The organism is uncultured Senegalimassilia sp. (assembly GCF_934632265.1).
Lineage (GTDB): Bacteria > Actinomycetota > Coriobacteriia > Coriobacteriales > Eggerthellaceae > Senegalimassilia.
In genome coordinates this window covers 21,414-41,849 of record NZ_CAKTYH010000005.1, presented here as the reverse complement: position 1 = coordinate 41,849, position 20,436 = coordinate 21,414, and the positions used below count along the sequence as shown (strand labels likewise).

Here is a 20,436-nt window from a genome sequence, read left to right as displayed (position 1 = left end):
ACCATGGACAGCCCGTCCATGGACCCGGAATAAAACGCGCAAAACACCCAAGCAAGCAGGAATCCCCATCCCAGGCAGCGGGCGTTCGCTTTCAACTCATCGATCATGATCCCCCCCTTCGTTTCGCCTATCATACGGTAAAACACCAGGTGAAAGGAATCACCCGCTTTCGGGTATTGACGCAAGCAGGGCGCGGGAAGCTGGGTTGTGAGGGGGTATGCGAACGCTGAGGATATGCCGGGTCGCGAGGCCGACGAGCGGCATGGCCGACGGACCCACAGGGCCACAAAGCTAGCAAGCCCGCCAAGTTCGCTGGCTCGCGAGGCTTGCAGAATCCGTTCGGTTCAGCAACTCACGAAGCCCGCCGGACCCCGCCTGACGCTTAGTGCTACGTCCCCGAAGCGTCCGGCGCCCAAGCGGCCGAGCGGCGGAGACATTTTGGGGACGTAGCACTAAGCGTCCAGCCAACGCATCCGACACAAAACCGCGTCCGCATTGATTCCCTCGCGGTTTCAACTAAGGAAATCGATAGGAGGTTTGTCTTCTTGAAGCATGAACTAGCGGAAGTGAATTGCGATTCGTCTCCATTACGCAAGGAATAACGGAAGCGAATCGCGTTTCGCTTCCGTTAGATGCGTATTAGCGGAAGTGAATTACGTTTCACTTCCGTTGTCGATGCATCATTTGAAGCGAAGCCGCGTCTTGGATGTTCTTGCGCATCGACGAAACTTGTTGGAATTGCAAGTTTCGTCGATGGCATAGTCAAAACTTGCAGCGGATGCAAGTTTTGACTATCGTGTCCATAGCGCAAGAAATCGACCGGGAGGTGGGCCGCATGATCATTCGGCAAAAATACCTGGACAAGCTTATCGCGTTCCAAGACACCGACCTGGTGAAGGTGGTCACGGGCATTCGCCGTTGCGGGAAATCGACCCTGCTTGACATGATGCGAGAGCACCTTGCCGCGCAAGGCGTTCCGGAAAATCGCCTGCTCGCGTTCAAAATGGAGTCAATGGAGCTTGCAAGCATCGCCGATTATCGCGAGCTTTACGATCTTGTGGTCAGCCGCATCGCAGGCCAGCCGCATACCTATCTATTCTTCGATGAGCTGCAAAACGTCGAAGGATGGGAAAAGGCAATCAACGCGCTGCGCGTGGACGCCGATTGCGACATCTATGTCACCGGATCGAACGCTTTTTTGCTGTCCAGCGAGCTTGCGACGCTTATTTCCGGCCGTTACGTTGAAATCGCCATGCAGCCGCTCACGTTCGCCGAGTACCTGGATTTCCGCGGTGCATCGTGGCAGCCCGCCGGCAAAACCGGCTCCGACATAGCGCTGTTCGCGAACGGTTCTTTCGCCACCCTTTCCAGCTTGTTCGAGCAATACCGCATGTTCGGCGGCTTCCCTTTCCTTGCGCTTCAAGAGCCTGACGAGGCAAAACACCGCGAATACCTGCGCAGCATCTATCAGACGATCATCGTTCGCGACATCATGACGCGAGCTCAGCGAAAAGGTTTGCGAGCAGTGAGCAATCGCTCCGTGCTCGAGCGGATTTGCGCGTTTTTGGCCGATAACATCGGCAACGAAACCTCTCCGAACAAAATTGCAGGCACTTTGAAGGCGGATGGCGAATCGACCAACAGAGCCACCACGGAGTTTTATATTTCTACGCTGGTCGAAGCCTATCTGTTCGACCGCGTGCAGCGTTACGACATTAAAGGACGCGAGCTGCTGAAAACTGGCGGCAAGTACTATATTGCGGACGCGGGCATGCGCAGCTACCTGGACAGCTACCGGAACACCGACATCGGGCGCGTTCTTGAGAACATGGTGTACAACCAGCTTGTCTTCGATGATTACGACGTGCTAGTAGGACATTTGCGGGGCGGGGAAGTCGATTTCGTTGCCACAAAGCCTCGCCAGAAAATGTACGTTCAGGTCACCGAGGACATGCGCGACGAGGAAACCATGCGGCGCGAACTCGCGCCCCTCAAGCGCATCGGGGACGAATACCGCAAAATCGTAGTGGTCGCGGAAGGAACCTACCCCGCGGACATCGACGGCATCGAGATCATGAACATCATCGATTTCCTGTTGCACAGGTAGAGACGGGAAAGCCGTCATTGCCATTAGGTCTGACGCTTGCCGTTCGTCGCGCCGGACACAGGCAATGCCAACTGGATGCATCGACGAAACTTGTTGGATTTGCAAGTCTCGTCGATGGCATAGTCAAAACTTGCAGCGGATGCAAGTTTTGTCGATGCGTTCGCCGCGCGCTTAGGCTTCTACTTTTGCGGTGGAGCCGGATTGGGTTTTGGTCACGGTTATTCGCTTGGGGATGTTCGCTTTCAGGTCCTCCACGTGGCTGATGATGCCCACCAGCTTGTTGCCGCCCGACAAGTCGGACAGCAGGCTGATGGCATTGCCCAGCGCGCCCTGGTCGAGCGAGCCGAAGCCCTCGTCCACGAACATGGTATCGAACTCGATGCCGCCGGCATGCGCCTGCACGACGTCGGAAAGCCCCAGCGCCAGGCACAACGACGCCTGGAACGATTCGCCACCCGAAAGCGACGACGCGTCCCTGGCGCGGCCCGTGAAGCTATCGATAACGTATAGCCCCAGGCCAGCCTTTGAATTGCCCGTGGACTCCGACCAGCGCACCAGCTCGAACTGACCCGCCGTCAGCACGCGCAGGCGCTGGTTGGCCGCCGCGATCACCTTGTCGAAGTACATGCCCTGCACATACGCCTCAAAGCGGACTTTTGCGCGCCCGGTTAGGTTGCCGTTCGCGGCGTCGGCCATCAGCTTGATCCGGCCGTAGCGTTCCTCGATGTCGCCCGCGCGTTTCAGGGTTTTGCGCAGCTGCTCAAGGCATTCCCCGTTCGCGGAAACGCGCAGGTTCACGGCGCCAAGGCGCTCGTTGGCCAGTTTGCCCTGCTCCTCGTAGTCGTTGCGCTCCTTCGCCGCTGCGGCGGCATCGCCGGCGGGCAGCTCGGCCAGCTGCTTGTCCTTCGCCGCCAGCAGCTCGCGTTTGGTGGCAAGCTGCTGCGCGTTCTGCTCGACCGCCTGTTGGGCCGCGTCGCGCTTGCGTTTGAGCGCCTCTGCCTGCTGGCGCAGCCGCGTGGCCTCGGTTTGCGCCACCTCGAGCGAGGGGAAATCCAGGTCGGCGCGCAGATGCTTCGCCTCCTGCTCGGCAAGCTGCTGCGCCTGCGCTTGGCTTTGCACCGCTTCCTCGGCCTTGCACGCCTGCTCCGCCGCCTGCTTTTCGGCTTCTTCCGCAGCTTGCTGGCCGCGCTGCGCGGCAGCGAATGCGGAAACCGCGCGCTCGGCGTTGTTCAGCTCGGTTTGCGCGACGCTCGCATCATGTTGCGCGTTTTCGAATGCACGCTGAGCCTCGTCAACGGAAACGACCGACAGGCGCCCCTTCAGGGCGCGTGCTTCGGCATCGGCCGACGCGTGATCACGTTCTGCGGCCTGGCGCGCGTCCTTGACCTGCGACAATGCGGTCACGGAACGCTCGTGCGCCGCCTCGGCGTCGGCAAGCGCCTTCGCGGCGTGCGCCGCCTCGTCGCAGCGCAGCTGCGCATCGGCCTTCACGCGCTTTGCGGCCGCAACGCCATCCCGCGCTTGCGCAAGGGCCTGCGCGAGGCTCTGCTCGCCGCCGTGCGCCTTGTCGAACTCGTCGAGCGCAAGCTGCGCAGCCTCGCAGTGGGCCTTCGCGCCCTCGGCTTCGCGTGCGGCCTGATCAACGGCCTTCTTCGACGCAGCCTCGACGGCCGTCGCCTTGTCTATCTGATCGTCGCTCGGGATGTTGCCCTCCGCCTGCGCCGGCGCCGGATGATGCACCGAGCCGCACACGGGGCAGGGCGAGCCGTCCCGCAAATCCGCCGCAAGCAGCCCCGCACGGCCCGCACGCTGGGCCTTTTGCAGCTGCTGCACCTGCGCCAGGTCCTTGTCGTGAACAACCTCCGCTGCTTTAAGCTGCTCGATGGCCCGACGGTGCGGCTCCGCAGCAGCCTGCACGGCCTGCTGCAATTCGCTGCGGCGTTGCGCTGCCTGGGAAGCATCCTGCTCGGCCCGCATGGCGCGCTCGAGCGCGGCGCCCGCTTCGCTCAGCGCAACGTCCGCACCTGCGAACGACTCGCTTGCCGCCTTCGCCTGCGCAACCGCATCCTGCGCTTTGCGCTCGGCGGCAACCAGCGACTCTTCCTGTTCCAGCAGGGTTTGCACCTGCTTTTGGGCCTTTTGCGCCGTCGCAATCTTAGCCGCAAGGTCCTTTGCGCCCGTAAGCGCCTCGTCTGCGGCGCCCACACGCAGCTGCGCCGCATCGAAGGCAGCCTTCGCCTGCGCCTGGCGAACGTCCGAGCCCGCAAGTTTCTCCACGGCCTGCGCCGCCTGCACCCGCTGCTCTTCCGCCCTGCCGGCAGCAGCCTGTGCCGCCTTGGAAGCCTGCTCGGCCTGCAGCAACGCTTCCTTTGCAGCAGAGACCCCCTGGTCAGCGCGCTGCAGTGCCTGGTATTTCGCAAACGTCCCCTCGATCACCGCCGCGCGCTCGGTGGCCTCCAGGCGCTCGGCGTCATGCGCGCATTCCTGCTGCAGCGCCGCCTGCAAACCTTCCGTGCGCGCCTCGTGCTGAGCGACTTCCTCGGCAAGCGCCGCGCGTTCCTGCTCGTAACGCGGGCGGTTCTCCACCTGCTTCACCAGCGCATTGGCATCCGCCCATTTGCGGCGCAGCTCCTCAACCTGCTTGCTCAGCTGCTCGGACTCCGCCTTGTCGCCCGCCAAAAGCCCCTCGAGCAGCTCGACCAGCCACGCGCCCATAGGCGCTCCGCCGCGACGGCGATCGTCAAGCTCTTCCTCGCGCGCATCCTGCGCGGCGAAACGGACGGTTTGCGCACAACGCAAAACCTCGCTTTTCAGCTTCTCATTCTCGCGCTCGATCTTACGGCACTCCTCGCCCAGACGATCTTGCAGCATCTCGTACTTTTGCGTAGCGAACAGTTTACGGAAGATGCCCTCGCGCGTTGCCGTGTCGGCCGTCAGCAGTTTGCGGAATTCGCCCTGCGCCAACATGACGATCTGCTTGAACTGGTTCGCATCGATGCCCAGCAGCTCTTCCACCTGCATGTTCACCTTGCGGACGCCGCTGATGCAGCGCCCGTCGGGCAACTCGTTCTCGGCGTTTGCCGGCTCTTTCGTGGTGCCTTCGCCGCGCTTCTTAGCGCGCTCATAGTCGGGATTGCGCTTTACTCGGTAGGTTTGCCCGCGATAGGAGAACTCCAGCTCAACGAACGTTTTGCTTGCCGGGTCGGCGAAATCGCTGCGCAAACTCGCAGAAGAGCGGGCGCCATTTCGACTGTCGCCGCTGGCCTCGCCGAACAGCGCGAAGCAGATGGCGTCGAAGATCATGGTTTTGCCCGCGCCCGTGTCGCCACACACCAGGTATACGCCCGAGCGCCCGAGCGCCTGGAAGTCGATTTCCGTCTCGCCGGAATACGGTCCGAACGCGGACATGGTCAGCTTCAGCGGCTTCATTTCGCACCCTCTTCCTGCCCATCGGGGCCTTTTGCGGCCGAGTCTTCAACCTTTGCTATCAGCTTGCGCGCGAAATCGCGCTGCTCATCATCCAGCGGATTGCCCACCTGACTTTCGTAGAACGCGCCGAACAGATCCAGCGTATCCATGCTGTCGGGGTCCGCCGTAAGCTGGGTTTGCGGGCGGTCGATCAGCACCGTCACGTTGTCGTAGTCCAGCATCATGGCGTTGGGGAACACCTCGTGGATCTTCGCCATGGCGTCCAGCTGCGGATGCTCATCGGACAGCGTGATGTGCAGGTAGTCCTGCGAGGCATCACGCACCGCGGCGGCGGACGCGGCACCATCGCGCGACCCGTTGCCCAACGCAACCTCGTCGCATACGCCATCGGTCGGCGCCGCCCCGTCATCGACACGGCCCGCCGCGGCCCCCATCGCCAAAACGTCAGCCAGCGTGCCGCACACCTCGCGCACATCATGCAGCGGCACCAGCGAAATCAACTCGAACGACACGCATTTCCCCACGTCATCGCCCGGTTTCTTCTCCCCTAGCTCCACCAGCGCAACGCTTTTCCCGTAGCGCGCTTCGCCAAACGAATACTTCAGCGGCGAACCCGAATAGCGCACGGTATCGCGCCCTACACGCTGCGGGCGATGCACGTGCCCGAGCGCCACATAGTCGAACGCGTCGTACACCGACACGTCCACGTTGTCCATGCCGCCCAGCTTGATCTCGTCTTCGGCGCGATCGGGCGCCGTGCCGTACGCCGTAACCAGCTGATGCGACAGCACAACGTTACGTTTCCCCTGGTCAATAGCGCACGAACCCAACACCGCACGCAATGCGGCCGAATAGTCGTCGCCGATTTCCTTATCGGGGAAGAATCTGCGCACGTCGCCGGGCTTCAAAAACGGCAGCAGCCAGAACTCCACCGGCCCATGCTCGTCCTCAAGCTCCACCCGCTCGACTTCGCCCGCATACACCGGAGACAGGCACACGCCCTGCTTTTCCAGCAGCCCCTGCGCATACGCGAGCCGCTCGGCGGAATCATGGTTGCCGGGAATAGCCAGCACGCGCAAACCCGCCGCCACCGCATCGGTCAAAAACGCGTCGAACACGGTGACCGCCTCAGCGCTCGGCGATGCCTTGTCGTACACATCTCCGGCAATCAGCAGCACGCTGACCTGGTGCTTTTCTGCAATATCCAGTATCTGTCGCAGAATATAGCGCTGATCGTCCAGCATCGACATGCCGTTAACGCGCTTCCCGATATGCAAATCGGAAACATGCAGCACCTTCATACCGCCGCCTTCCCCCGAGCCAAAACGCCCGAATCATCCCATCACGCCGATAAAGCACCTGTACAAAACGCCTTCCGCTTTCCGCGACTGCAAGCTACCGGGCAAACCCCGCTTCCGCCTTAGCGAAAGCGGAGGAGCCCATACGGCAAGAGAAAACCCTCGACAACGCCGTTTTCGGGCGACATCGACGTGACGCCCCAACCGACGCAAGCAACCGCGGCGCGGCACCATAGCGTCCGTTATACCTTCCGAACCTGCATTTTGAACCCCTTGGGAACGCAAGCCTCCAAGTACAGCGGCAAGAACGGCAATGCGTACAGGGGCAGGTACAGCACCTTGTCGCGACGCTCAACATTCCCGCGCGACAAGACAATGCCCAGGTCAACGTTGTACCCTTCGGTTTCCAACACATGATCGAGCGCTGCGTGCGCGTGATAGTAGCGCCCGGACTTCACCTCGATGGGCACCGCTTTGCCGTTACCCGCATCCACAACGAAATCGACTTCGCCACGTTTGCGCGTTTGGTAATAGAAGAGCCGATGGCCCTGCGCCGTCAGCTGCTGCGCCACAACGTTCTCGTACACGCCACCAAGGTTCGGATCCTTTTCATCCAAATACGCCGCCTGCGCCAACGAAACGGGATAACGCGCCATCAACATGCCGGTATCGGACTGGTACAGCTTGAACTTCATGGGGTTTGCGGTCTTCAGAAGCGGCGATTTCGGCTCATCCACCAGATCGGTTTTCAGCGCCACGCCCGCATTCGTCAGCCATACGAAATCGCGCTGGTACTTCTCGTAACGCGCCTGCGGATCGACCGAGTTCAACACGAATCGCCGCGTTTCGCCCTCCAGCTGAACGGGAAGCTGGTCGAAGATACTTTGCACCTGCAGCGACCGCGCAGCGGAATACTTCGAGATATCGCGACGATATTGCCTGTTCAGACCCTCGAGCACTTGCCGAACGGAGGCGAGATCGCCATCGGAATCGACAAGCCGCTGCACAGCCTCCGGCATACCGCCCGACACGACGTACGTGCGGAAATTCGCCATAAGCGCTTCGTGAATGTATTCCTCAACCGGCATTTCGTCTTGGCAGCAACGACGCACCGTTTCAAGCGTCTTGTCTCTCACGCCGATAGCCCAGCAAAACTCCTCGAAATCCAGCGGATACATAGGCAGCTCGTGAACCGATCCCACCGGATACGAACGCACGCCCTTAAATTCCGTTCCCAACATGGACCCGGAAAACACCCAGTCGCAGCGCCCGTCTTCCACTAGGAACTTCGCCATGGTCACAATGTCGGGAGCTTCCTGAATCTCGTCGATGAACACAAGCGTGTCACCGGGAACGATAGCCTGACCGGAGAGCACAGTGACGCGCGAGATGAAGTCATTAGCGTCGGAAGCCGCGCTTAAAGCCTCGCGAGCACGCTTGTCCTCAAACAAGTTGATCTCGATGTAGCGCGCGTAGTTCGCCTTGCCGAATTCGCGGATGGCGAAGCTTTTGCCCACCTGACGCGCACCGACGATCAGCAGCGCCTTTTCGCGCGCAATCGTTTTCCATGCTTCAAGCTTTGCCGTGATTTTACGCTTCAGCATATAGCTCACCTACCTGGCGATTTTACCGGATATCCTCCGAAATGCAGGATTTACTTTGCACTATTATCTACGAAATGCAGGATTTTCACAGCCCTAATTCCGACGAAATACGGAATTTCTAAAGCCAAAAATCCTACGAAATGCACAATTTTGAGCATCTGTACATCATCGACAGCTAATCGGCGGACGCAGGCGATAGCCACCAGCCTCCGATAGACCCCACCGACAAACACGCGATCAATGGGCAACTATCGACCGCCAGTCAATCCTGTCGGCAAACACGCGGACAGCACAACAACGGTCCCAACCGAGCACGCCCAATGCACGACGCGCCGGGCATGTCAACGTACCCGGCGCGTCCGCCCTGCTTCGCCGGCTGCTACTCTTCCAGGTCGAACAGGCTCTTCATATCCGTTTCCTTCATGGGCGCGCCGGAGGACGGCAGGCTTGCCGCGCGGAACTTCTCCACGCTGGCGGTGCCGCCCAGGAACTCCTCTGCCGTGCCCACCATGGTCACGATGCGGCCGTTCTTCGCGGTGAACACCTGGATGCCCTGCGTGCTGTTGGTGGTCTTGGTCTTCAGCAGTGAGGTATTGAAGTTGATCAGGCGCTGGTCGCTTGACACCAGAGCCAGATCGCGGTCCTCTTTCAGCACGCATGCGAACAGCAGCTTGCTACCGCCGTAGATGGCGTTCTTCAAGCGCTTGCGGTTGGTCTTCGTGACGTAGCCAGCCAGGGCCACGCGCGCCACGCGGCCGTTCTCGAATACGAACAACACGTCTGCCTTGTAGTCCTCGGGATCGATTACCCAGGTCACACTCTCGTCGGGATCCATCCCCAGGTCAGTGGGCAGATATGATCCCAGCTGCGCCGACTTGGTGTCCTCGAACTGCGCCACCTTGCACTTGTACACCTGACGCTGGTCGGTGAACACGAGCAGCTCGTGGGTGTTCGACGACGGGAACTCGATGAAGGGCTCGTCGCCGTCCTTGTACTTCAGCGTGGTGGCCTTGCGCAGCACGCGCTCGGTCATCTTCTTCAGGTAGCCGTCGCGCGAGAGCATCATGGTGACGGGATATTCCTCCACCTCGGGCTCCAGGCTAACCTCCACGATGTCGCCCGGTTCAACCAGGCCGGTTTTGCGCGGCGTGACGTGCTTCTTATTCACCGCAGCCAGCTCGTCGCCGATGACCTGCTTGATCTTCTGCTCGCTGGCCAGGACCTCCTTCAGCTCGGCGATGTCGCCTTCCAGCTTCGCGATGTCCTTCGTGCGGTTGAGAATGTACTCCTCGTTGATGTTGCGCAGCTTCAACTCGGCCACGAACTCGGCCTGCACCTCGTCGATGCCGAAGCCCTTCATCAGGTTCGGCACGACCTCGGCCTCCAGCTTGGTGTTGCGGATGATGGCGATGGCCTTGTCGATGTCCAGCAAAATGGCCTCAAGGCCGTGCAACAGGTGCAACCGGTCGCTTTTCTTCCCCAGGTCGAAGCTCATGCGGCGTCGCGTGGAATCCACGCGCCACGCAACCCACTCCTGCAGGATCTGACGCACGCCCATGACGCGCGGGTACCCGTCCACCAGCACGTTGAAGTTGCAGGAGAACGAATCCTGCAGAGTGGTGGAGCGGAACAGCTTCGCCATGAGCAGCTCAGGGTCAACGCCGCGCTTCAGGTCGATGGCGATACGCAGGCCGGAAAGGTCGGTCTCGTCGCGGATGTCGGCTATCTCGCGCACCTTCCCCTCTTTCGCCAGCTTGACGATGCGCTCGATGATGATGTCGGTTTTCGTGGTGTAGGGGATCTCGTACACCTCGATGATGCGCTCGTCAGGCAGGTAGCGCCAACGCGAGCGGATTTGGAAGCTGCCCAGGCCCGTGTTGTAGATACGGTCCATCTCCTCGCGACGGTAGATGATCTCGCCGCCGGTGGAGAAATCGGGCGCGGGCATGTATTTTTGCAGGTCGCAGTCCGGGTCCTCAAGGAAGTGCATGGTAGCTTCGCACACTTCGTTCAGGTTGAAGCCGCAGATGTCGGAGGCCATGGCAACGCCGATGCCCTTGTTCGCCGACACCAGGATGTTGGGGAACGTGGTGGGCAGCAAGCGCGGCTCCTTCATGGCGCCGTCGTAGCTGTCCATGAAGTCGACCGGATCCTTGTCGATATCCTTGAAGATCTCGGCGCAGATGGGGGAAAGCTTGGCCTCGGTATAACGCGAAGCGGCGTAGCTCAGGTCGCCGGAGTAGTACTTGCCGAAGTTGCCCTTGGATTCCACGAAGGGCGTGAGCAGGGCCTCGTTGCCCGTGGCAAGGCGCACCATGGTCTCGTAGATGGCCGAGTCGCCGTGGGGGTTGAGCTTCATGGTCTGGCCGACGATGTTGGCGCTCTTCTGGCGCGCACCGTTGAGCAGGCCCATCTTGTACATGGTGTACAGAAGCTTGCGGTGCGACGGCTTGAACCCGTCGATCTCCGGGAACGCGCGGGACACGTTGGTGCTCATGGCGTAGGGCATGTAGTTCACTTCGAGGGTTTGCGTGATAGGCTGCTCCAAAACCTCGGAGTGCAGGCCGATCACGTTGGGGTTGTCCACATGCTTCTTCTTCGGTTGTGCTTTGGTCTTTCTTGCCACGGTCTCCCCTTGATGCGAATGGGCGGGCGCCATTTTGCGCGCGCCCGCCGGTTTAGATCTTCAACAGCCTTGCGAAAGGCTCCTTATTGCAGGTCAAGCTGGTCGAGGTATTCCCTGCCGTGCTCGGCGATGTGGCGCTTGCGGCCCTCGTCGTCGTTGCCCAGCAGCAGGTTGAACATGGTTTCCATTTGCTCGACATCCTCGGGCTCCACCTTGATCAGGCGGCGCGTCTCGGGGTTCATGGTGGTGAGCCACATCATGTCGGGATCGTTCTCACCAAGACCCTTGGAACGGTTGATGGAGCACTTTTGCCCGTCGATTTCCTTCAGGATGTTGTTCTTCTCAAGATCGGTGTAGGCGAAGTAGGTCTTCTCCTTGCAATTGATCTCGTACAACGGTGATTCGGCGATGTAGACGAACCCCTCGCGGATGAGCGTGGGCACCAGACGATAGAGCATGGCCAGGATAAGCGTGCGGATATGGTAGCCGTCGACGTCGGCGTCGGTGCAGATGATGACCTTGCTCCAGTTCAGGTTGTCCAGATCGAAGGTGCCCAGATTCTTCATGCGGCGGTCGTTGACCTCAACGCCGCAGCCGAGCACGCGCAGCAGGTCCATGATGATCTCGGACTTGAAGATGCGCGGATAGTCTTCCTTCAAGCAGTTGAGGATCTTACCGCGCACCGGCATGACGCCTTGGAACTCGGCGTCGCGCGACGTGCGGATGGCGCCTGCTGCCGAGTCGCCCTCTACGATGTAGACCTCGCGGCGACCCTTGTCCTTGGAGCGGCAGTCGATGAACTTCTGCACGCGGTTGGCCATGTCGGTCTTCTGTTGCAGGTTGGTCTTGATGCTCTGGCGCGTCTTCTCCGCGTTCTCACGCGAGCGCTTGTTGATGAGCACCTGCTCCATGATCTTGTCGGCGGACTCTTTGTTCTCGATCAGGTACGTGCCCAGGCGCTCCTTGAAAAACGCCGTCATGGCCTGCTGGATGAAGCGGTTGTTGATGGCCTTCTTCGTCTGGTTCTCGTAGGACGTCTGCGTGGAGAAGCAGTTGGTCACGAGCACCAGGCAGTCCTGAACGTCCTGCCACTTGATGGCGCTCTCGTTTTTGTTATATTTGCCCTGTTGCTTGATATAGGCATCGATTGCGCTGGTCAGGGCGCTGCGCGCGGCCTTCTCCGGCGAGCCGCCGTTTTCCAGCCACGACGAGTTGTGGTAGTACTCCTGCATCTGGAACGTGCGCGAGAAGCACAGGCACGCGGTGATCTTCACGTTGTAGTCGGGCAGGTCGTCGCGGTCGCGGCCACGGCGGTCTGCCTGGATGAAGAAAGGCTCGGTCAGATAGTCGTGGCCCACCTTCTCCATCACGTAGTCCTCGATGCCCTTGGGGTAGCAGAACTCCTCTTCGGAGAAGACGCCTTCCTCCCCCTCGATGCGCAGGCGGAACGTGACGTTGGCGTTGACCACCGCCTGGCGGCGCATGGTTTCGCGATACCAGTCGTCAGGAATGTCGATGGCGGTGAAGACCTCCAGGTCAGGACGCCATTTGATGGTGGTGCCGGTACGCGCCTCATCGGTGGGCTCGACCTGCAGCGCCTTCTTCTTGGCGCCGACCACCTTGCCCTTCTTGAAGTGCAGCTGGTACTTGTTGCCGTCACGCCAAACGGTGACGTCCATGTACTCGGAGGCGTACTGCGTGGCGCACGAACCCAGGCCGTTGGTGCCCAGCGAGAAGTCGTAGTCGCCGCCCTGGTTGTTGTCGTATTTGCCGCCCGCGTACAGCTCGCAGAACACCAGCTCCCAGTTGAAGCGCTTTTCGGTGGGGTTCCAGTCCAGCGGGCAGCCGCGGCCGTTGTCCTCCACCTGGATGGAGCCGTCGGCGAAGGCGGTGAGGGTGATCAGGTTGCCGTAGCCCTGGCGCGCCTCGTCGACCGAGTTCGACAGGATCTCGAACGCGGCATGAGCGCAGCCATCCAGGCCGTCGGAGCCGAAAATGACCGCCGGACGAAGGCGTACGCGCTCCTCATCCTTCAACTGGCGGATGCTGTCGTTACCGTAATTGACCGTGCTTTTTGCCATACCGTTCTTTCGCTTCTCGTATTCCCCTTGTGGTGTGTGTCTACCGCAAGTTACCACAAGGTTCGCCCGCCCCGCAGCAACATCACGGCAAAAACATCGTACACCTGTTCGCTGATTGAAGCAAGCACCGGCACGACAACCAAAAAAGCGCCCGGTCACCCAGACGCTTTTCGCGCGGTTGTTTCCCGTTTGAGCCCGATTCCGCTATTCCGCCTTGATGGGGGCGTCGAACTGGCCGGCGCAGTGCGGGCAGCGCGTGGCGCCTTCCTTGACCTCTTCCAAGCAGAACGGGCACGTGGGAACGGCCGCGGGGGCCTCCTCTTCCTTGCCCGCGAGCTTCTCGCCCAGGTTCTGCGCCTTGTTCACGGCCTTCACCAGCAGGAACACCACGAACGCGACGATAAGGAAGTTGATGCAGGCGCTGATGAACGCGCCGAAGTCGATGTCGGTGCCCGGCACGACCAGCCCGGAGATGGTGTCCGCACCGCCGCCGGCCACCACCGAGATGAGCGGGTTGATGATGCTGGTGGTCAGCGCGGTGACGATGGACGTGAACGCGCCGCCGATGATGACGCCGACGGCCAGATCCATCACGTTGCCGCGATTGATGAACTCCTTGAACTCGTTCAGGAACTTCTTCATCTGCTTCCCCTCCAAACGATCGGCAGCATAAACGATGCGCCCATACTACACGCGCGATCGTCGGCGGCAAAGAGGAGACCCAAAATTGCCGGGGGCCCGCCATTTTGTCCCCCACTCCCCAAAGACCAGGCGTTTTAGGGCGATTGCAAACAGAGCGCAACGACTCGGGAACGCAAAACCAGGCGTCCGGATTCACCTGGAAGGCGAGCACGCAACAAGGCGCCGCCTGGCGGGCGGCGCCTTTCAAACGCTCCTTATTCGCCGGCGATGAGCCACCCGAGCAGGTCGAGCCCTTCCCCGCGATATGCCAAAGCGGGCACGTCGGTATGACCGGCCCCGTCGAACACGGTCAACTTCGCCTGATCGTTACCCTCCGAAAGCCGATCCATGAAGCTCGTCGCCGACTGCGGGCTGACCACCTGGTCGTCCGCGCCGACGAACGCCCATACGGGCATGGCGCCCAACGCCTCAAGCGCAGTGCGCTTCGCACGAACGCCGCCGGCAACCGGCGCCACGCGGCTGAACAAATCGGGATTCGCTGCCGCGATCGACCACGCCCCGGTTCCGCCCATGCTGAACCCGGTCAAGCTGACGTTTCCCGCATCGACGCCGCCGCGCTCCTCGATCTGCGCAATCGCATCAAAAACGGCGTCCTGCGCCGACGTCCAGTCCTTGCAGCCGGAGGGCAGCTGAGGCATCAAAATGCGGGCACGCACATCGCCGAACTCGCCTTCAGACAACCAGCTTGCGAAATCATCCGAAGTCAAAAGCGCGTTCGGGTCGTCGCCTTTACCGGTGACGCCATGCAGGTACACCACCAGCGGCATATCGCCCTCGGCGTCTGCCGGCGTATACAGCCAGCAGTTCAAGCCGCCGGCGCTCACCAGCTCGAGCGTCGATGAGACGTCCGAGTCGGGGCCTTCGACGTCGGAATCCGGCGTCGCGCCGCCATCGCCCGCCGCATCGCCGATTGAGCCATCGGCGGCGTTGCCGCTCACGCTTTCGCCTTCCATCCCGCACGTCGCGCGCACGCGATACTCCGCGGAAACGTCGTCGGCGATCTCGACATAGGAAATCGGCTGCACGATGTAGCTATGCTCGCTGCCCGGCTCGAGACCGCTTATCACCGTCGAGGTGCCCTGCACGCAATCCAGCATCTGGACCAGCCCCGTATCCTCGAAATACTCGAAAAGCTGGTATGCCGTCGCGCCGTCCACTGCCTGCCACGAGAGCTCTATGCCATCGGATCCGGCCGAGCGCGCCGTCACGATCGGGGCATCAAGCGTTGCAAGCTCCACCTTCTGAGCAGGCTCTTCGCCACCCAGCACCTGGATCACGCGAAAACCTGTGTCCTCGTATGCCTGAGAGGAGTCGCGGCCTTCGCCGCGGTATTCCGTGCGGCAATCCGTTCGCTCGGAGTCCCATGCGCCGCCCTTCACCGCACGGACATCCGTCCCGTCCTCGCTCGCTCGCGAGGTCGACGTCCACTCCCACACGTTCCCCCAGAAGTCGACCGCCCCATGCGCGCCGCGCGTCACGCCGTCGTATTCGTACACCGAAACGCGGCCATCCGTCACGCCGCAGTTGAAGTCCGCGTCCTTGGGCATATGGCCCGCCGCCAGCTCCCACTCGCTTTCGTTGGGCAGACGGTACGTGTTCGCGCCATCCTTGCCGGTCAACCACGCGCAATATGCCTGCGCGTCATCGTAGCTCACGTAGTTCACCGGGAAATCTCCCTCCCCGGCGGGATACTCGCCGCCATCCCAGCCCTGCGGAGCTGCTGCGCCCGTGGCCTGCACATATTCGGCGTATTGCGCGTTGGTGACGGGAGTGCGGCTCACATACACGCTCTCGCCTGCGCCCATCACGGGAATGAAATCGAAGTTCGCAGCGTCGGCCGTTTTCCACTTCAGCAAGCGGGAATCGGTGAAACGCAACATGCTGCTGTTGATGCGGTTCCAATAGGTGGCGTACATGTCTTGGACGATGTCCTCCATCTCGGCCACCGTCTCGTCCCCGCCCGGCTTGCCGGCGGTCTCGACCTTCAGCTCGGCCAGCTTCTGCTCCTTGCGATCGAGCACGGCATCGTAGTTGGCGATGACCATGTCGCGCAGCGCCAGGTAGTTTTCCTCAGACGGATCTTTCTGGTACGCCGAGATAAGGTCTTTGGTTTCCTGCGTCAGCTCCGGCTGCTCGGTCTCCACGAAATCGCTGTGCGCGAACGAGTTCGCCGCATAGGCGTCCAATCCAACGCAAGGCGACACGGAAAAGGCGAGCAGCGACGTCAACGCAACGCCCGCGATAAGGGACGATCGTCTCATACAAGGCTCCAATCTGCGACAATGCGGATAAAGAAAGCGAGCGTGCATCGAAGGCGAAAACTACACCCTTAGCGTCGCCTACGCTACGGTGATGGGAGCCGATGCGTCGCCTGCGGGAACCAGACGCGACGCAGCCCGCTTTCATCAGCCCATGGTAAGGCGCGCCCGCAAGGCGCATCCATGGCGCAATTGCGGCAATATCGGGGCAACTGTCTGGGAAAGCCGAATCCTGCCGACTATCATGAAGATAGACGACGATGTAACGGCAAGCGCAGGGAAGCGATACGGCGATGACGCAGACGATCTATCTGGCGGACGACGAGAAGAACATCCGCGACCTTATAACGGCCTTCCTCACGCAGGACGGCTTCGCCGTCACGGCGTTCGAGAACGGCGACGACCTACGGAAAGCATGCGAGCAGAAGCTCCCCGACCTGGCCATCATCGACATCATGATGCCGGGAACCGATGGGTTGAGCATCTGCTCGACGCTGCGCCGCTCATTTCCCGAGCTGCCCATCATCATCGTGTCGGCCAAGGACAGCCCCTACGATCGCGTCACGGGCTTGACGCTTGGCGGCGACGACTACCTGGTGAAACCGTTCCTGCCGCTTGAGCTGGTCGCTCGCGTGCACGCGCTGCTACGGCGCGCGCAAATGGGCGCCGTAGGCGATGCGGGCGAGGGAGGCGCGGCGCAGGCATCCGCGGACTGCCTGGCGTTCGGGCCGCTGCGCCTGTGGCCAAAGCGCCGCCAAGCCACGCTCGACGGCAAGCCGTTCCCGCTCACGCCCACGGAGTTCGATTTCCTCGTCTATATGGTGCAACGCCAAGATCGCGCCGTCAGCCGCGAAGAGCTTTTGCGGACCTTGTGGGAGATCGACTGGAAAGCAGATACGCGCGCAACAGATGACCTGGTCAAACGCCTGCGACGCAAGCTTTGCGACGCCGCATGCCCTATTTGCATCGAAACCGTCTGGGGATTCGGGTTCCGAATCTCGCTTCAGGAGGGAAAGTGAGCGCCCGCGCCGCCGTAACGCCTCGACGGCCGCGGCGCATCTTCACCCGCATAGTCATCCCGACGGCTATCGCCCTGGCATTGCTGCCCCCGCTCGCCTGCCTGGTTTTCCACGCGTGCGCGCAGCAATACGCCTACGATGCCGCAGCCCAAGAGCTCGACGCGCTGCAAACGCAGATATCGCCGCTGCTAGACGGCTGCTTCCCCGACGACGCGGGAGATGCGCCCGCGCGCACCGACGGCCAAAAACCCGGAGCACGTGGAGCGAATCGGGGCGCGCCCGAAAACGGCGCGGATGCCGTCTCGTCGTTTCTCGAAGCCGCCGGCGTCACCGCATCGCAGATGGGCGGGAACGCGCGGCTGATGATCCTTGCGAGCGAAATGCAGGTGGTCTACCCGCGCAACGACCAGCTTCGGCAAGCCGCACAACCCCTTGCCGATGATTTCGCCGCCTTCATCCAAGGCGGCGACGCCCTCCAAGCCGCCCAGGGGGAGACGGTCGAGCTTAAGGGGAGCGATGGGGAAACCTATCTAGCGAACATATCCGAAGTGCCCGTTCAATCGCAGCGGATTCGATACGTCATCACCTACTGCCCGACTTCGCGCATCGACGACTGGGTGGTGAAAGCCGCCGTGCTCGTGTTGGGCGTCGCGTCGGTCTTGGCCGCGCTGGCGTTCTGCGCGCTCTGGTTCGCCGTGCGATCCATAACGCGCCCGCTGCGCCGCCTATGTCGGGAAGCCGAGCGCATCGGTTCCGGAAACTTCGATGCCATCGAGCCCGCGTTCACCCTGCGAGAACTCGAAGAGCTGCGCAAAGCGATGAACGGCATGTCCGTCCAGCTCGATCGCGCCGAGCAGACGCAGCGGCGTTTCTTTCAGAACGTCTCGCACGAGCTGCGAAGCCCTCTCATGTCCATCGGCGGCTACGCTCAGGGCATCGAGCAGGGCCTGTTCCAACCGCCCGCAAAAGCCGCCCGCGTCATCATGGACGAAAGCAAACGGCTCGAGCAGGCGGTGAACGGGTTGATCGAGCTCTCACGGATTGAAGGAGCCCAGCCTGAAAGACCCCTGACGCAGCTGTCCGTCATCGACGCCGCAGCGGCATCCCTCGCCCGCGCAAAAGGGGTCGCCGACATGAAAGGGCTGAGGCTTTCCGCCGACATGGACAAGGACCTGACCGCATTGGGCGATGCCGGCTTGCTGGCCAGCGTGCTCGACAACTTGATCGGCAACGCCATCCGCTACGGACGCACCTTCGTCACGGTTTCCGCCCGCGAAGAAGGAGCGCTCGTCGCCATCAGCGTGGCCGACGACGGCGACGGCATAGCGGCAGACGATCTTCCGCACATTTTCGAGCGCTGCTATAAGGGGGCCGGTGGCCAGTTCGGCATCGGCCTGGCGATCGCACGCGCCGCCGCCGAGCAGATGCACGGCACCTTGCAAGCGGAGAACCGCCCCGAAAGCGGAGCGGTTCTCACGTTGCGCCTACAAAAAGCCCCGAATGCGCAAGACGCTTCGGAAGCGCAGGGTTAAACGTTCGGCGGAGCGACCGCAATCGGCATCCCGCGCGCCCGACGCGAACCCGGACACTTAGGGCTACGTCCCCGAAATGTCCGGGTTTGCGTTTACGTTACGCTAGCGCGACTTCTCGGGTTGCGATCCGGGCGGTTAGCGCGGGGGTGTGGGACACCAGCAGCATGCCGACGTTTTCGCGCGCGGCGTAGTCGAGCAGCACGTGCCAGATGTGCGCTTGGGTGACCGCGTCGAGCATGGTGGACACCTCGTCGCAAATCAGGTAGCGCGGGCTCGTGGCCAGCGCGCGGGCGATGCAGAAGCGCTGCAGCTCGCCGCCGGACAGCTCGTGCGGATAACGCTGCAGCCATTCGTCGCGGATCCCGAGGTCGTCAAGCAGCTTCTGCGGCACCTCGCCCGCCTCCGCCAGCGTTTTGCGCATGCGCAGGCGCGGGTCCACCGCCTGCTCGGGATGCTGTTGGATCAGCTGCACCGGGCACACGCCGCGACGCGGGAGCGGCTGCCCATCCATCAGCACCTGACCGGTTTGCGGGCGCTCAAACCCGGCAAGCACGCGACACAGCGTGGTTTTGCCGAACCCCGAGGGCGCCTGCAACGCCACGCGCTCGCCAGGCTCCACCTGCAGGCTGAATCCGCTGTACAGGGGTTTTGCGCCCGGGTACCCGAACGTGATGTCTCTGGCCTCTAGCACGCGCCACCTTCCTTCCCGTCCGAACCGCCCGCGCACGCGCGTGCTGAGGTCGACGTCTCCTCGCCTTCGCGAACCTGCGTCGGCATCTCCTCGCCATCGCGCACCGGCGACGACTCCGGTGCCTTCCCACCCACGCTTTCGCCCACGGCGAAATCGTGCTCGGGGAGGGCATGCCACAGCTGGCGAGTGAACGGATGGCGCAGCAAGCTGGGGTCGGCGAAGCTCGCCACAGCCGTCTCCTCCACCACGGTTCCGTCCTTGAACACCGCCACGCGGTCGGCCACGCGCAGCGCCAGCTCGATATCGTGCGTGATCAGCAGCACACCGTTGCCCTCGTTGGCGAAGGCGCGGAAGTCGTCGAGCGCGCGAACCGCCAGGTCAAGGTCAAGGCCGGGCGTGGGCTCGTCGGCCACGATCACGCGCGGCGAATCCATGAGCGCGCAGCACAGAAGCACGCGGCGCGCCATGCCGCCCGACAGCTCGTGCGGGTACAGGCGCGCGACCTCGGGCCCCAGCCCATAGCGGGCGAACAGCTGCTCGCGGCGCGTTTTGCGCTCAGCCTTCGACAGGTCGTTCGCAAAACCCTCGACCTGCTTGCCCACGCGCATCATGGGATCCAGATGGCTCACGCTTTGCGGCACAAGGGACAGCCCATGCCCGCGCAGCGCGCGCAAACCCGCCGCATCCATGCGCTCGCCGTCGAACCAGATGCGCCCCGTCACCGTGGCGTTGGGCTCGAACAGGCCCAAAACCGCATCGGCCAGAAGCGTCTTACCCGAACCCGACGCGCCCACCACGGCCACGATCTCGCCCGCGTGCACGGCAATGCTCAGCTCGTGAAGCACCTGCACATCGTGCTGTTTCGCCTGGAAATACGGCGCGTCCTCGTCGTACATGCGAAAGCTCACGCTCAGGTCCTCCACCTGCAGCAGATGGTGCCCGCCGCCGTGGCTCGACGTTGCCGCATGCGCATGATGATGGTGCAGCTGCGCACCCTCGTGCGCGGTGCGCTCGTGCGCCAGCTCGGCGGCCTTACCCGCCGACGACGCCTCCATAGGCGCACCGCCGTTCGTTTTCGTCATCATCTTC

At 62.0% G+C, this 20,436-nt stretch carries 12 protein-coding genes; 3 read left to right on the top strand and 9 right to left on the bottom strand.

Annotation, left to right across the window (positions count from 1 at the left end):
• Nucleotides 1–835 precede the first annotated feature (835 nt).
• Nucleotides 836–2,107, top strand: coding sequence for an ATP-binding protein (locus tag Q0H50_RS01080; protein ID WP_294418418.1), 1,272 nt, complete (start codon nt 836–838; stop codon nt 2,105–2,107).
• A 171-nt stretch (nt 2,108–2,278) separates the two neighbouring features.
• Here the strand turns inward: Q0H50_RS01080 and Q0H50_RS01075 are convergent, their stop codons facing one another.
• From Q0H50_RS01075 to Q0H50_RS01045, 7 genes are all read right to left on the bottom strand, one after another.
• Complete coding sequence (locus Q0H50_RS01075) at nt 2,279–5,536, bottom strand: AAA family ATPase (protein ID WP_294418416.1); 3,258 nt, start codon at nt 5,534–5,536, stop codon at nt 2,279–2,281.
• Nucleotides 5,533–6,837, bottom strand: a complete 1,305-nt coding sequence (locus Q0H50_RS01070) for an exonuclease SbcCD subunit D (RefSeq protein WP_294418414.1) — start codon at nt 6,835–6,837, stop codon at nt 5,533–5,535. Before Q0H50_RS01070 ends, Q0H50_RS01075 begins: the two co-directional genes overlap by 4 nt.
• A gap of 239 nt (nt 6,838–7,076) precedes the next feature.
• Nucleotides 7,077–8,438 (bottom strand): ATP-binding protein, encoded by a 1,362-nt coding sequence (locus tag Q0H50_RS01065; protein WP_294418412.1) that lies wholly within the window; start codon nt 8,436–8,438, stop codon nt 7,077–7,079.
• Nucleotides 8,439–8,817: 379 nt separating this feature from the next.
• The gene (locus tag Q0H50_RS01060; protein WP_294418410.1) at nt 8,818–11,064 is read right to left on the bottom strand and encodes a DNA gyrase subunit A; all 2,247 of its coding nucleotides are present in this window, start codon (nt 11,062–11,064) and stop codon (nt 8,818–8,820) included.
• An 83-nt stretch (nt 11,065–11,147) separates the two neighbouring features.
• Entirely contained in the window at nt 11,148–13,145 is a 1,998-nt protein-coding gene (locus Q0H50_RS01055; RefSeq protein ID WP_294418409.1) for a toprim domain-containing protein, read from the bottom strand.
• A 204-nt stretch (nt 13,146–13,349) separates the two neighbouring features.
• Nucleotides 13,350–13,787, bottom strand: a complete 438-nt coding sequence (mscL, locus tag Q0H50_RS01050; protein ID WP_294418408.1) for a large conductance mechanosensitive channel protein MscL — start codon at nt 13,785–13,787, stop codon at nt 13,350–13,352.
• A gap of 254 nt (nt 13,788–14,041) precedes the next feature.
• Entirely contained in the window at nt 14,042–16,108 is a 2,067-nt protein-coding gene (locus Q0H50_RS01045) for an SUMF1/EgtB/PvdO family nonheme iron enzyme (RefSeq protein WP_294418407.1), read from the bottom strand.
• Between the two features lie 290 nt (nt 16,109–16,398).
• Here Q0H50_RS01045 and Q0H50_RS01040 point away from each other — a divergent pair, with 290 nt between their 5' ends.
• Both Q0H50_RS01040 and Q0H50_RS01035 read left to right on the top strand, forming a co-directional pair.
• Nucleotides 16,399–17,124, top strand: coding sequence for a response regulator transcription factor (locus tag Q0H50_RS01040; protein ID WP_294418405.1), 726 nt, complete (start codon nt 16,399–16,401; stop codon nt 17,122–17,124).
• The gene (locus Q0H50_RS01035; RefSeq protein WP_294418403.1) at nt 17,121–18,656 is read left to right on the top strand and encodes an ATP-binding protein; all 1,536 of its coding nucleotides are present in this window, start codon (nt 17,121–17,123) and stop codon (nt 18,654–18,656) included. The genes Q0H50_RS01040 and Q0H50_RS01035 overlap by 4 nt, the downstream gene beginning before the upstream one ends.
• A 97-nt stretch (nt 18,657–18,753) precedes the next feature.
• Here Q0H50_RS01035 and Q0H50_RS01030 read toward each other — a convergent pair whose 3' ends face one another.
• Together Q0H50_RS01030 and Q0H50_RS01025 are read right to left on the bottom strand one after the other, a co-directional pair.
• Entirely contained in the window at nt 18,754–19,347 is a 594-nt protein-coding gene (locus Q0H50_RS01030) for an ATP-binding cassette domain-containing protein (RefSeq protein ID WP_294418401.1), read from the bottom strand.
• Nucleotides 19,341–20,432, bottom strand: a complete 1,092-nt coding sequence (locus tag Q0H50_RS01025; RefSeq protein WP_294418400.1) for an ATP-binding cassette domain-containing protein — start codon at nt 20,430–20,432, stop codon at nt 19,341–19,343. The genes Q0H50_RS01030 and Q0H50_RS01025 overlap by 7 nt, the downstream gene beginning before the upstream one ends.
• Nucleotides 20,433–20,436: the final 4 nt, after the last annotated feature.

Coding starts and splice junctions, on each gene's coding strand:
- Q0H50_RS01080 (WP_294418418.1), top strand. CDS start 836: ATGATCATTCGGCAAAAATACCTGGACAAGCTTATCGCGTTCCAAGAC.
- Q0H50_RS01075 (WP_294418416.1), bottom strand. CDS start 5,536: ATGAAGCCGCTGAAGCTGACCATGTCCGCGTTCGGACCGTATTCCGGC.
- Q0H50_RS01070 (WP_294418414.1), bottom strand. CDS start 6,837: ATGAAGGTGCTGCATGTTTCCGATTTGCATATCGGGAAGCGCGTTAAC.
- Q0H50_RS01065 (WP_294418412.1), bottom strand. CDS start 8,438: ATGCTGAAGCGTAAAATCACGGCAAAGCTTGAAGCATGGAAAACGATT.
- Q0H50_RS01055 (WP_294418409.1), bottom strand. CDS start 13,145: ATGGCAAAAAGCACGGTCAATTACGGTAACGACAGCATCCGCCAGTTG.
- mscL (WP_294418408.1), bottom strand. CDS start 13,787: ATGAAGAAGTTCCTGAACGAGTTCAAGGAGTTCATCAATCGCGGCAAC.
- Q0H50_RS01045 (WP_294418407.1), bottom strand. CDS start 16,108: ATGAGACGATCGTCCCTTATCGCGGGCGTTGCGTTGACGTCGCTGCTC.
- Q0H50_RS01040 (WP_294418405.1), top strand. CDS start 16,399: ATGACGCAGACGATCTATCTGGCGGACGACGAGAAGAACATCCGCGAC.
- Q0H50_RS01025 (WP_294418400.1), bottom strand. CDS start 20,432: ATGATGACGAAAACGAACGGCGGTGCGCCTATGGAGGCGTCGTCGGCG.